Consider the following 13246-nt stretch of genomic DNA (forward strand, 5'->3'; position numbering starts at 1 on the left):
CCGATGATGCTACCCGTCAGTAATAAGACGCAACCCCTCAAGGGTCTGATGTGTCCGATTACTCTTTGCGCTATGTACGGCTACGACCAGAACCCGGGCGCACAGCAGCAGATGGGTGGCGGCTACGGCGAGCAGCCGCTGTATCCCGAGCCCTCGCCGCCGTCCTTGGGGGACGCGGTACGGGCCTTCACCACCGGATCGCTGTCCCCCGAGGACTTCCAGCAGATCTTCGCGACGTCGAAGGTCTACTGCCCGCGCGGCGACAACCCCGGATTCCTCGCGCTGCACAACACCCAGCAGCCGGTGATCCCGATGTTCAGCACGCTCAAGGAGCTGCGGCTGTATGCGGGCAAGGAGTCCAAGTACTTCGTGATCACCGGGGCCGAGGTGATCGACCTGCTGCCGACCGGCTACGGCTTCGTCCTCGACATGGAGGGTGAGCACCGCATGGTCTTCGACGCCAAGGCCGTGGAGCAGATGGTCGACTTCGCGATGCGCCGCATGTACGGCTGACGGCCGATCTTCGAGAAGGGGCCCGTACCGCTCGGTACGGGCCCCTTCTCGTTGTCATGGGCGGTACGGGAATGGATGGCGCCTTGCGGGATGTTCACTATTCAACTAAATTGGGTTCAGGACAATCCCGGAGGTGGCTCCCATGCCCGCAGTGACCGTCGAAAACCCGCTGACCCTGCCCAAGGTCACCGCCTCTGGCGACGCCGAGGCCCGTCCCGTACTCGCCGTCACGACGGCGCCGAGCGGATTCGAGGGCGAGGGCTTCCCGGTTCGCCGCGCGTTCGCCGGGATCAACTACAAGTACCTCGACCCGTTCATCATGATGGACCAGATGGGCGAGGTGGAGTATCAGCCCGGGGAGCCGAAAGGGACCCCGTGGCACCCGCACCGCGGCTTCGAGACCGTCACCTACATCATCGACGGGATCTTCGACCACCAGGACTCCAACGGTGGTGGCGGCACCATCACCAACGGCGACACCCAGTGGATGACCGCCGGGTCCGGCCTCCTCCACATCGAGGCCCCGCCGGAGTCCCTCGTGATGTCTGGCGGCCTCTTCCACGGCCTCCAGCTCTGGGTGAACCTGCCCAAGGCCGACAAGATGATGGCCCCCCGCTACCAGGACATCCGCGGCGGCCAGGTCCAGCTCCTCGCCTCCCCGGACGGCGGTGCGCTGCTCCGTGTCATCGCCGGTGAGCTCGACGGGCACGAGGGCCCCGGCATCACCCACACCCCGATTACGATGATCCACGCCACCGTCCGCCCCGGTGCCGAGGTGACCCTGCCGTGGCGCGAGGACTTCAACGGACTCGCGTACGTGCTCGCCGGGCGCGGCACCGTCGGTGCGGAGCGCCGCCCCGTCCATATGGGGCAGACCGCGGTCTTCGGTGCCGGTTCCTCGCTGACCGTCCGTGCGGACGAGAAGCAGGACGGCAACGCCCCGGACCTGGAGGTCGTCCTGCTCGGCGGCCGTCCGATCCGCGAGCCGATGGCGCACTACGGACCGTTCGTGATGAACAGTCAGGCCGAACTGAAGCAGGCCTTCGAGGACTTCCAGGCCGGACGCCTCGGTACGGTGCCCGCCGTCCACGGGATGTGACACCCGCGGACGGAGTGGACATCACACCCGCACCGTGATCGGGTGGGAGGGTGCAGACCCCAAAGCCCCTCCTCCCCGACGGCGCGCGGCGCGCAGCCGCCTGGTGCGGTGTTGTCCTCCTTGTCACCGGGGTTGCCGCGGTCGCCGTCTGGCTGTGCATCATCTTCAAGACCGCGGTCACCCCCGTTCTGCTCGCGCTGCTCGGTACGGCGCTGCTCGGGCCGGTCCACAGCTGGCTGGCCGGCCGCGGAATCAACCGCTCGCTGGCCGCGGGGCTCACCTGTGCCCTGCTCGTCGCGGTGGTCGGCGGCGCCGGATACATCGTCGTCACCGCGCTCGTCGACACCGGCGACCAGATCATCCGGTCGCTGAAGGACGCCGGGCAGTGGATCATCGACCACTTCGGGCTCGGCCGGAACACCGATGTGGACGATCTCGTGGTCAATGCCCGGAAAATCGTCGAGAAGTTCGGCGCGAGCGCCGCGGGCGGACTCCTCTCCGGGATCAGCCTGATCGGCTCGCTGCTCGCGAGCAGCGTTCTCGCCCTCCTGCTGACCTTCTTCTTCCTGCGTGACTCCGACAAGGCCGTGGACCTCGCTCACGCGGCCGCCCCGCGCGGAACCGGGGATCTGGTCGAGGCCATGGGGCGGCGGGCCTTCGAAGCCGTCCAGGGTTTCATGCGCGGCACCACGTTCATCGCGCTGATCGATGCCATCTGCATCACCGTCGGGCTGCTGATCCTGAGCGTCCCCGGCGCGGTGGGACTTGGTGCCCTGGTCTTCGTCGGCGCCTACATCCCCTACCTCGGGGCGTTCCTCTCCGGCACGGTCGCGGTCCTGGTCGCGTTCGCCGACCGGGGGGTCGTGATCGCACTCTGGGCGCTGGGGGTCGTGCTCGCCGTACAGGTGCTGGAGGGCCATGTCCTGCAGCCGATGATCCAGAGCCGTACGGTCCAGATGCACCCCGCCACCATCATGATCGCGATCACCGCGGGCGCCAGCGTGGCGGGCCTGCTGGGCATGCTGCTCGCGGTACCGGCCTGCGCGGCGGCCTTCGGCATCCTCGGCGAACTGCGCGGGCGGCGGGCAGAGGGCGGAGAGCCGGGCGGGCCGACCCCGTCCCCGTCCGGCGCTTGACGGGGGCGGCCCGCTGCCGCTTTCCGGCCGCGCCCCGTTCCAACTCGTCCATGGCGCCCCGATCCAGCACGTCCGGCGTTCGAGGAGGGAACAGTCCCCCTCCCGGAGAGCCCGGACCCGGCGACCCGGTTCAGCCCCCCGGCCCCGTTTCCGGCCTCGGTTCAGCCGCCCGGCCCCGCCTCCGGCCCCGACTCGTGCAGCTCGAACCAGATCGACTTCCCCGCCCCCCGAGGATCCACCCCCCACGCATCGGCGAGCATCTCCATCAGCACCAGTCCCCGCCCGCTGGAAGCCATCTCCCCGGGCTGCCGCTTGTGCGGCAGCTCGTCGCTGCCGTCGGACACCTCCACCCGCAGCTGCCGCTCACCGTGCTCGCCCGTCGCCTGGGCAACCATCAGTGCGTCCCCGTCCGTGTGGACGAGGACATTGGTGGCCATCTCGGAGATCATCAGCACCGCCGCGTCGACCTGCTCCGGATCCGCCCAGTCGTGCAGCAGTTCCCGCACCTGCTGCCGGGCCGTCGCGATCCGCTCCGGCTCGGCCTGAGCGATGGTCAGCGCGGTGCGCCGCGGCGCGGTCTCCCACGGCTTTCCCCCGTCGCGCCGCAGTAGCAGCACCGCGATGTCGTCCTCCCGGCGGTCCACCAGCGGCCCCGTCGTGTAGTGCGACGTCGGCCCGTGCACGGCCTGGACGAGGGAGTCGGCGAGCTTCTCCAGGTCGGTCGTGTCCTGTTCCAGGATCGGCCGCAGCCGGATCCAGCCGGTCCCCATGTCATGGCCGCCGGTCTCGATCAGCCCGTCCGTGCAGAGCATGATCGTTTCTCCGGCTTCCAGGGTGATCCGGGTCGTCGGGTAGTCGGCGTCCGCCTCGATGCCGAGCGGAAGCCCGCCCCCGGTCTGGCGTATCACCGCGGTCCCGTCGGCGGTCATCACCACCGGGTCGGGGTGGCCGGCCCGCGCGATGTCGAGGGTGCCGGTCTCCGGGTCGGCCTCCGCGTACAGACAGGTCGCGAAGCGCGGCCCGGTCTCCTCCCCGTCCTCGTACGCATCGGTGAGCCCGGAGAGGAACCGCGATGCACGGGAGAGCACCGCATCCGGGCGGTGCCCCTCGGCGGCGTACGCGCGCAGGGCGATCCGCAACTGCCCCATCAGGCTTGCGGCACGCACATCGTGGCCCTGGACATCACCGATGACGAGGCCGATACGTCCGTTGGGGAGGGGAATCATGTCGTACCAGTCGCCACCGACCTGGAGCCCGCCGCCGGTCGGGATGTAGCGGGCGGCGACCGTGATCCCCGGGATTTCGGGGCCGAGGGACGGCATCATCGAGCGCTGCAGCCCCAGCGACAGTGCCCGCTCGGTCTCGGCGACCCCGGCACGGGTCAGCGCCTGGGCGAGCATCCGGGCCACGGTCGTCAGTACGGACCGCTCGTCCGGCGAGAACGACACCGGATGCCGGAAGCCCGCCATCCAGGCGCCTATGGTCCGCCCCGCCACGATCAGCGGCAGAAAGGCCCAGGAGCGGCGCCCGAAACGGCTGGCGAGCGGCCAGGTGGTCGGGTACCGACGGCTGTATTCCTCGGGAGAGGGCAGATAGATCGCCTGCCCCGTCCGTACGACCTCGGCGGCCGGGTAGTCGGTGGCCAGTGGTATCTCGTTGAACGGGTCCTCGTCGCCCATGCGGTGCCCGTGGTGCCCGATGACGCTCAGCCGCTCGCCCGCGATGCCGAAGACCGCCAGGCCGTCCGGCGAGAACCCGGGCATGGAGAGGGAAGCGGCGACCCGCAGCACCTCCGCGGTCGACCGGGCCTCGGCCAGCGCCCGGCCCGCGTCCAGCAGGAACGCCTCGCGGGAGCGGCGCCAGTCCCCGGTTATGGCGGTGTGCGCCCCGGTGGTGCCCGGCTGCGGCTCGGCGACCTCCTGAAGGGTGCCGAGCATCACATAGGCCGTGCTGCCCGGCTCCTCGGGCGGGAGTGGCTTGGAGCGGCTGCGTACGGTGCGCAGCACCCGGCCGTGCTTGTCCACGATCCGCAGCCGGGCCTCGGCGAGGGTGCCCTCGGCGACCGCGAGATTCGCCGCCTCGTAGATCTCGTTCCAGTCGACCGGGTGGAAACGGGAACGCACCGCGGACTCACGGAAGACCCCGGCAGCTGCGGGCAGCTCAAGCAGCCGGGCCGCTTCCGCGTCGAGCGTGACGGTCCCGGCTCCGTTGTCCCAGCGCCACAGGCCGGTCGCGGTCGCGGCCAGGATGTCCTCGGTACGCATTGCCCCACTTTAAGAAGATCTGCTCCATAAATGCCAATGAAGATTGCGGACCGGGCCCGTCCAGGCATCGTCCGCCGCCCGCCCGTCACGCCCTGGATGATCTTGAAATGTCAATGTCAATGATTCGGTGCGGGTGCGGGCGGTAGCCTGGGGAGGCTGAATCCACCCCGAATCGCGAAGACTGGATGAACGAGAATGCATCGGTACAGGTCCCACACCTGCGGCGAGCTCCGCGCCTCTGACGTCGGCACCGACGTCCGGCTGAGCGGCTGGCTGCACAATCGCCGAGACCTGGGCGGCATCCTCTTCATCGATCTGCGCGACCACTACGGTCTGGTGCAGCTCGTCGCCCGTCCCGGCACCCCCGGCAACGAGGCCCTGGCGAAGCTCACCAAGGAGACCGTCGTACGGATCGACGGCAAGGTGTCCGCGCGCGGCGCCGACAACGTCAACCCGGAGCTCCCGACCGGCGAGATTGAGATCGAGGTCACCGAGGTCGAGGTGCTGGGCGAGGCCGCCCCGCTGCCCTTCACGATCAACGCCGAGGACGGGGTCAACGAGGAGCGGCGCCTGGAGTACCGCTTCCTGGACCTGCGCCGTGAGCGCATGCACCGCAACATCATGCTGCGCTCGGCCGTCATCGCCTCCATCCGCTCCAAGATGGTGGCCCTCGGCTTCAACGAGCTGGCGACCCCGATCCTCACCGCGACGTCCCCCGAGGGCGCCCGTGACTTCGTTGTCCCGTCCCGCCTGAACCCGGGCAAGTTCTACGCCCTGCCTCAGGCCCCGCAGCAGTTCAAGCAGCTGCTGATGATCTCCGGATTCGACCGCTACTTCCAGATCGCGCCGTGCTTCCGCGACGAGGACGCCCGCGCCGACCGCTCGCCCGGCGAGTTCTACCAGCTCGACGTCGAGATGTCGTTCGTCGAGCAGGAGGACGTCTTCCGGCCGATCGAGAAGCTGATGACCGAGCTCTTCGAGGAGTTCGGCAACGGCCGCCACGTCACCTCGCCGTTCCCGCGCATCCCGTTCCGCGAGGCGATGCTGAAGTACGGCAACGACAAGCCGGACCTGCGGGCCCAGCTGGAACTCGTCGACATCTCCGACATCTTCGCCGACTCGGAGTTCAAGGCGTTCGCGGGCAAGCACGTCCGCGCCCTCCCGGTCCCGGACACCGCCGGCCAGTCCCGGAAGTTCTTCGACGGCCTCGGCGACTACGCCGTCCAGCACGGCGCCAAGGGCCTGGCCTGGGTCCGAGTCGGCGAGGACGGCGGTCTCACCGGCCCGATCGCCAAGTTCCTCACCGAGACCGACATCAAGACCCTCACCGAGCGTCTGTCCCTCGTCCCCGGCCACGCGGTCTTCTTCGGCGCGGGCGAGTTCGACGAGGTCTCCAAGATCATGTCCGCCGTCCGCGTCGAGGCCGCCAAGCGCGCCGGCCACTTCGAAGAGGGCGTCTTCCGGTTCTGCTGGGTCGTCGACTTCCCGATGTACGAGAGGGACGAGGACACCGGCAAGATCGACTTCTCGCACAACCCCTTCTCGATGCCTCAGGGCGGCCTGAAGGACCTGGAGGAGAAGGACCCCCTCGACATCCTCGCCTGGCAGTACGACATCGTCTGCAACGGCATCGAGCTGTCCTCCGGCGCCATCCGTAACCACGAGCCCGAGCTGATGCTCAAGGCCTTCAAGATCGCCGGCTACGACCGCGAGACCGTCGAGCACGAGTTCGCGGGCATGCTCCGCGCCTTCCGGCTCGGCGCCCCGCCGCACGGCGGCATCGCCCCGGGCGTCGACCGCATCGTGATGCTCCTGGCCGATGAGCCCAACATCCGCGAGACGATCGCCTTCCCGCTCAACGGCAACGCCCAGGACCTGATGATGGGCGCGCCTACGGAGCTGGACGAGTCCCGCCTGCGCGAGCTGAACATCCAGCTCCGCAAGCCGGCGGCGGCAAAGGACAAGACGGAGAAGTAATCACCCGGTTCCTTCTCCTGGTTCCACGTGAAACAGCCCCCGGCCACGGTCGGGGGCTGTTCGCTGTTTCCGGCGGGAGCGGGGTCGGTGAGCGGCCTCCACGCCGACACCTCGTTCCAGGGGCGGCTCCGAACGCGGTGGCGGAGTGCGCCGGTTTCCAGCGAGGCGGTGGCCACCCCAGGACCAACCGCATGCAGGGAGTAGGCGGCAGCGGACTCATAATCCGGCGGCCGTGGGTTCGAGTCCCACCCGCCCCACCGAGCATCCCCGGGCAGAATCGTTCTGACCTGGGGAAACGTGGATTTCGCGGCGGCTTTCCGTGCGGTACTAGCCGCACGCCGTGCGGTACTGACCCGCTGTCGCAGCGTGCCAGCGTACCTTGGACGCGTTTGACCTGGCCTTTTGCGGCAGTTTCCTGAGAGAGCGTCGTGGCGCGGTCCCACCCGCCCCACTTCCCAGGTTGCGGGCTGTTGAGCTGCGGCACGCTGGCTGGCTCGGCACGGGAGATGCGCGGCAGCAGCTGGTGAACCTGGAGCTGATGGAATCGGGGGCAGCCTGTCGTCTTGTGGGTGCCGGGTCGGCTGGATGCCCGGTTACGAGGGAACGCGTGGACATACGCCTCAGTGAGAGCGGACCCGCCATGTCCGGGAGGGCGACACCGGCAGCGGCTGCCAAGGGCAGGCCCCCGCCAGGCGGGGCCGCGACACGCACAGGCCGATGGGGAGACGTGGTCACGCCCTGGACTTCCTAGGTCAAGCCAGCAACTGCCATCACCACGCAATCTTTAAACTTGCTGATGGATCGTCACAACATCCACGCCTCCTTCTAGGCAACCGTGATCATGGTCACGCAGAATCTCATGATCAACGCAATGTGTGTGCACAGACCACGGTTAGCGTCTCTTCGTGATCTTGCCGAGCGGCAGAATCGGAAGGGATGACCCCACTCGTGTCCAGACACATATCCGACAGCTCCGGCCTGCGGCGCCGAAGAGGCCGCATCGCCCTGGCGACCGCCCTGGTGCTGGCGGCCGAGGCCGCCCTCATAGCCGGAGTCAGCGGTCAGACGGCTGTGGCCGCACCTGACGAACCGGCCTCACCCGCCGCCGAGACGTCCGCCAAGGCGCCCTCCGAGAAGGAGATCCTGGAGTCGGACCTGGCCTGGGCGGCCAAGCACGCCCGGGGCTCGAAGGCCTGGGCGATCGCCCAGGCGAAGAAGACCGGTGAGAAGACCGTCGTCATCGACGAGACGACCCCCACCACCTACACCGTCGCCAACCCCGACGGCACCCTCACCACCGAACTCACCGCCGGCCCCGAACGGGTCTGGAAGAACGGCCGGTGGCAGAAGGCCGACGCCACCCTGGCCGTGGCCGCCGACGGAAGCATCACCCCCAAGGCGCACCCCAACGGCCTGCGCCTGGCCGGCAAGAGCGGCACCCTGCCGAAGTCGCTGCGCGCAGGACAGGACGGCGCTGCCCGTGACCTGGTCACCCTGGGCAGCGGTGACAACGCGGTGACCCTGCAGTGGAAGGGCGGTCTGCCGCAGCCCGAGCTGGACGGCACCCGCGCCCGTTACCGCGACGCTGTGCCGGGCGCAGACGTCATCGTCGAGGCAACCCGCACCGGATTCGAGCAGTTCGTCGAGATCGACGAGCGGCCCACCGGCGCCTACTCCTACACGCTCCCCGTCAAGGCCAAGGGCCTGAAGGCCAAGGCCAACAACGACGGCTCGCTCACCTTCACCGACGCCAAGACCGGTGCCAAGCGCGCCACCATGCCCGCCCCCATCATGTGGGACGCCGCCGTCGACCAACGCTCCGGCGAGCACACCAACCGCTCCCGCGTCGACATGAAGGTCGTCGACAAGGGCCCAGGGGAGGTCGACCTGGTCATCACCCCCTCGGCGAAGTTCCTCGCCGACCCCGCAACGAAGTACCCGGTCACCGTAGACCCCTCCACCTCCGCCTTGGCGAACACCTTCGACACCTACGTACAGCAGGGCGAGACCGTCGACTGGTCCACCGATGTCGAACTCGACCTCGGCAACCCAGGAACGAAGAACGCCGACGGCACCCCGCGCACCGCCCGATCCTTCATCACGTGGAACACCACGCCGATCCAGGACGCGCTGATCGTCGACACCAACCTGGCCCTGTGGAACTTCCACTCCGGCAACACCGACTGCAGCGCCCAGTCCTGGACCGTCTGGGACACCACCGCCCCCTCCACGTCCTCCCGCTGGACGACGCAGCCCACCTGGAAGCAGGAGTACCACTCCTCCACGCAGACCAAGGGCAACCCGGACTGCGCCGCCACCCAGCCCGACGGCTGGATCAACGCCGACGTCGACACCCTCGTCCAGTCCTGGGCGTCCGCCAAGGCCACCCGCGGCCACATGGGTCTGCGTGCCGCCACCGACGACACCAAGGCGTGGAAGCGGGTCAACTCCGCGAACAACGCGGCCAACCAGCCCAAGCTGTCCGTCACCTACAACTACCGCCCCTCCGACGGCACCAACCGACAGGCCGGCACGCCGTTCAAGTCGTACGCGGGCGTGTGGGCGGTCAACACCACCACCCCGACCCTGCGGGACACCGTCACCGACCCTGACGGCGACAAGGTCAACGTCACCTTCCAGGTCTACGACGCAGCCACCAACACCCCCATCACCACCCCGGCCGGCGAGGGCCTGATCGTGTCGGACTTCGTCGACTCGGGGAAGCCCGCCTCCGTCACCGTTCCGGCCGGACAGCTCCAGGACGGCAAGACCTACAAGTTCCGCACCAACGCCTACGACGGCACCCACTACAACCTGAGCTGGTCCCCCTGGACCCAGTTTGTCGTCGACACCACCGCTCCTGTCGAGCCGCAGTCGATCACCTCGGCGACCTACCCGGAGAACTGGGGCGGCGGCGGTGCCGGCACCCCCGGTACCTTCGACGTGACGACCGGCGACGCGTCTCCGTACGAGGTGCAGTACCGCCTCGACCCGTACGAGGACGACGCCGAGAACTACGGCTGGGCCTCGGTACGCACCATCACGCCCGTTGGCAGGGCCGTGGCGCCCGAAGCCTCCTACACCGCGACGCCGGCCGCTGACGGCAACCACGTGACGCAGACGCGCACCGTGGACCGGGCGGGCAACGTGGGCCCGATCAAGGACTACGGCTTTACCGCCGGAAACCGGGACTACAACCGTGCGCAGAAGGTCGACATCGAGCTTCCGCAGCCGGACACCACGGCCACGGCCCCGGATCACATCAACACCCCCGTGGAAGCAGCGGTCGTGTCGTCCAGGGCGCGGAAGGGGGCGGCCCGCACCTTCACCAACACGGAGCAGGGCGGCTCGATGACGGTGGAGGTCACACCTCTGGCCGGGCGTTCCGAGGCATGGCGCGAGACCGTGGCCGCCGATGGCGACCGCGGCACGGCCCAGGCCAGGGCGATGTCAGGTCCGGTCATCGAGGACAAGGCGTTCTGCGATCCGGACAAGGCGAACCAGAAGTCGTCGTTCACCCGGGACGCCGCCTGCTTGATCGAGCAGTGGAAGCTGTCGGCGGTCGACCCCACCTCCGGTGGGCTGCAGAAGTTCCAGCAGAACATCGAGGTGATGCTCCAGGTCCAGGTGGACCGGACGGGCGACAGCGGCCTCGTTGAGACGTACGTCCAGATGAAGCCGCTCGATAAGCCGCTCGATGACGGCTACCTGCCGTTCTTCGGCGGGGAAGCCATCAAGTTCCTGGGCACCAAAGCCCGTTGCGGCGTGGGCACAGGCGGATGCGTGGAGGAGGACACCTCCTTCACTTGGGCCGGCGACAACGAACCCGTCTGGGACGGAAACAACGACACCAGCGTCGTCTCCGGGAACGTGACGCACAAGTGGAACGGGTCGGTCCAGGACGCGTCCGGCAAGCGTGACATCGACCTGTCGAAGAAGTTCCCCGTGGACGTGTACGGGATCTTCACCAGCGATCAGGAGGTCGTGGACCCCGGCAAGGGCGGCGTGTGGGACAGCGTCGAGATCACCTCGACCGCGGTCGGCGTACGGTGCGACAAGGTGTACGCGACGCACGGCTGCGTGCTTCCCGACTATGCCCCCGGCTACAAGTTCAACGCCGCCAACTATCCGGCCGCTGCCGCGCACGCCTGGCTGATCCAGAACAAGGCCAAGCACAAGGGGCTCGGTGCGAGCCCGCAGAGCCCCTTGCACTACATCCCCGGACCCAAGACGGGCGAGACGACCCCGTCACGCCCGGCCAACGGGTACAACAAGGATCACTCCCGGGAGAAGGTGATGTGCCCCAAGTCCGGCTCGAAGCGGATCGACGGATGGGTGCCGAACAAGCGGTTCCTCAACCACCCGAACACCTTCCTGCACCATGAGCTGATCGCCACGGGAAGGCCGGACTCGATCTCCTGCGACGAGTATCCGTTCGCCGCGACGTACGAGTCCCCCGGTATGCCGGCGTCGGTCGGCGGAAAGATGCCAGCCGGGGCGAACGGCGGCGGCGAGTGCGTCCAGACCGCGGCGGTGAAGGCGGACAACGGCTCCGAGCACCTGGTCGACGACACCCGCTACGACCCTCCCACCTGGGATGAGACGTGCGGACGTTCCTCCATGTCCAACGCGATCAACGGCGGCTCGATGGACCGGATGTCGGTCGGTCTGAATCCGTTCCTGTCGAAGATGCGCATGCTCGACAAGGACGCGTTCTGGGTCGATCCGGGCAACGAATGGTTCGTCGGATGCGACGCGTCCAAGGCCGAAGTCAAGTGCACGATGCAGAAGTGATTTCACGCACCGCGTGAACGGGCGGGGGCGGCGTCGGTCGACGCCGCCCCCGCCCGGGCACGTGCTACTCGTGCAACGGACGCCACTCCGCTTCGTCGAGCGATACCCGCTCCGGGTCCTCCCACAGCAAACAGCCGAGCGCAATACCAGGGCGGTGGTCCGGGGTGACCAGAGGACCCGTTCCCGACTCAAGAGCCTCCGCCACAGTCCCGAGGTACGCGGCGATGGAACCGAACTCGGGAGAGACGGACCCGACCGGCGCCGCCCCCTCGTCGGGAAAGCGCCTCACCTGCCCGGTAGCACCGTCAATGCCGAATCCGGTCTCGGCATCGCCCGGCGCGGCCCAAGGGGCCCAGGCCGGTCGCGGCACACCCCGCAGGGCAACCGCCGGCACGCCGAGCATCCGCTCCGAGGAGAGCCATTCACACCCTCCCGGCAGCCATGCCGCGGGATTCACCTCGCCCTCCTCATCCCCTTCGACCTCATACCCCTCGGCCCCGTCATGGACGGTGAGCAAGAACCGAAGGTCGTCGTGGATGGGCACATACTCGCCGGCCCGGTCGATATCGGGACCTGCGGCCGGCGCCCTCAAGGAGCGATGAGAGCCGGGCGCGTTCTCCGCGAGCCAACGCTCGACCCGGCCCCACGCCTGCGCGATTTCTCTACTCATGATCAGCAGCATACTGACGCGGGTATCTGCGGACGCCGGGCCCAACGCCCCTGCATCACAGAGCCTTTCCCCAGGCACGCTTCCGCACGTGACCTCCTCCCCTCGGACCGTTAGTGCTCAGTTGCTCGGTCCATCCTGAGAGGCCTTCAGTCACGGGTCTGTGTAACCGGCCTCGTACTGGTGGGCTCGCGTATTCATCTGTCGTGGGTTCCCCGGGGAACCCACCCCGCCGGCGACCGGGTGTGATCGCCGGCGGGGTATCGGCTCCAGGTCCCGCCGGTCTCTCTGAGGAGGCGGCTCGTGGTCTTGTCGTGGTAGCCGAGGGCGTCCGCGACGACGAGGGCGGGCAGTTCGAGGAGTGGAAGCGGCACTTCACACCCGGGCCGCCCGGCGGGCGCGGTGCGCCGGGGAGCGGGTCGTGCAGCGCCCGGCCGCCGGGCCACCGCCCCAGCTCGGTGGACAGGGCGACGCCGTCCTCGATCTCCTCCGCCGCCAGCCGGTGATGTCGAGCAGCAGTCCGTCCGGCGGCTCGCCGACGAGCGCGGCGTACGTCTGATGCGGGAGCGGGTCGAAGTGATCGTGATCTTGGCCGTGATTGCGGTGCGCGACCAGCCTTTGGTTCATGGGGTGGAACGCTTCACGAAGCGAGGAGTACTCGATTGCGGAGTAGGCGAAAGCCGGCGCGGCCGAACATCTGGCGCTTGGTGTGTCCTGAACGTAAAGGGGAGTCGATGTAGGTCGAGTTCTTGATGCGGTGCTGCACGGATGATGAAGGTTATGGCCCTTCGGAGTC

7 protein-coding genes, 1 tRNA gene and 1 pseudogene are annotated in these 13246 nt (G+C 68.5%); 6 read left to right on the forward strand and 3 right to left on the reverse strand.

From position 1 onward, the window contains the following. Positions 1–72 precede the first annotated feature (72 nt). The 3 genes from ACZ3IC_RS12660 to ACZ3IC_RS12670 all read left to right on the forward strand — a co-directional run bounded on the left by ACZ3IC_RS12660 (position 73) and on the right by ACZ3IC_RS12670 (position 2748). Positions 73–513, forward strand: coding sequence for an SseB family protein (locus ACZ3IC_RS12660; RefSeq protein WP_467415384.1), 441 nt, complete (start codon positions 73–75; stop codon positions 511–513). A gap of 142 nt (positions 514–655) precedes the next feature. Next, positions 656–1612, forward strand: coding sequence for a pirin family protein (locus ACZ3IC_RS12665; RefSeq protein WP_467415386.1), 957 nt, complete (start codon positions 656–658; stop codon positions 1610–1612). Positions 1613–1662: 50 nt separating this feature from the next. Then, positions 1663–2748: an AI-2E family transporter gene (locus ACZ3IC_RS12670; RefSeq protein WP_467415388.1), complete on the forward strand. Its 1086-nt coding sequence runs from the start codon at positions 1663–1665 to the stop codon at positions 2746–2748. A gap of 161 nt (positions 2749–2909) precedes the next feature. On the opposite strand, the gene ACZ3IC_RS12675 is transcribed toward ACZ3IC_RS12670, so the two are convergent. Continuing rightward, positions 2910–5012, reverse strand: a complete 2103-nt coding sequence (locus ACZ3IC_RS12675) for an ATP-binding SpoIIE family protein phosphatase (RefSeq protein WP_467415391.1) — start codon at positions 5010–5012, stop codon at positions 2910–2912. 195 nt (positions 5013–5207) lie between these two features. Here ACZ3IC_RS12675 and aspS point away from each other — a divergent pair, with 195 nt between their 5' ends. The 3 genes from aspS to ACZ3IC_RS12690 all read left to right on the forward strand — a co-directional run bounded on the left by aspS (position 5208) and on the right by ACZ3IC_RS12690 (position 11783). After that, positions 5208–6989: an aspartate--tRNA ligase gene (aspS, locus tag ACZ3IC_RS12680; RefSeq protein ID WP_467415393.1), complete on the forward strand. Its 1782-nt coding sequence runs from the start codon at positions 5208–5210 to the stop codon at positions 6987–6989. Positions 6990–7151: 162 nt separating this feature from the next. Continuing rightward, positions 7152–7246 (forward strand) — tRNA-Ile (locus ACZ3IC_RS12685). A 679-nt stretch (positions 7247–7925) separates the two neighbouring features. Continuing rightward, complete coding sequence (locus ACZ3IC_RS12690) at positions 7926–11783, forward strand: DNRLRE domain-containing protein (protein WP_467415395.1); 3858 nt, start codon at positions 7926–7928, stop codon at positions 11781–11783. Positions 11784–11847: 64 nt separating this feature from the next. On the opposite strand, the gene ACZ3IC_RS12695 is transcribed toward ACZ3IC_RS12690, so the two are convergent. Both ACZ3IC_RS12695 and ACZ3IC_RS12700 read right to left on the reverse strand, forming a co-directional pair. Then, a complete protein-coding gene (locus ACZ3IC_RS12695; RefSeq protein WP_467415398.1) occupies positions 11848–12465 on the reverse strand; it encodes an SMI1/KNR4 family protein in 618 nt (205 codons plus the stop codon). A gap of 328 nt (positions 12466–12793) precedes the next feature. Continuing rightward, positions 12794–13077: pseudogene (locus ACZ3IC_RS12700) on the reverse strand (hypothetical protein); the annotation flags it as partial. Positions 13078–13246 lie beyond the last annotated feature (169 nt).

It is taken from the genome of Streptomyces sp. NPDC002958 (assembly GCF_055563255.1).

What these genes read in the sequence shown, in the direction of transcription:
- aspS (WP_467415393.1), top strand. Translation starts at nt 5,208, where the DNA reads ATGCATCGGTACAGGTCCCACACCTGCGGCGAGCTCCGCGCCTCTGAC.
- ACZ3IC_RS12665 (WP_467415386.1), top strand. Translation starts at nt 656, where the DNA reads ATGCCCGCAGTGACCGTCGAAAACCCGCTGACCCTGCCCAAGGTCACC.
- ACZ3IC_RS12660 (WP_467415384.1), top strand. Translation starts at nt 73, where the DNA reads ATGTACGGCTACGACCAGAACCCGGGCGCACAGCAGCAGATGGGTGGC.
- ACZ3IC_RS12690 (WP_467415395.1), top strand. Translation starts at nt 7,926, where the DNA reads ATGACCCCACTCGTGTCCAGACACATATCCGACAGCTCCGGCCTGCGG.
- ACZ3IC_RS12675 (WP_467415391.1), bottom strand. Translation starts at nt 5,012, where the DNA reads ATGCGTACCGAGGACATCCTGGCCGCGACCGCGACCGGCCTGTGGCGC.
- ACZ3IC_RS12695 (WP_467415398.1), bottom strand. Translation starts at nt 12,465, where the DNA reads ATGCTGCTGATCATGAGTAGAGAAATCGCGCAGGCGTGGGGCCGGGTC.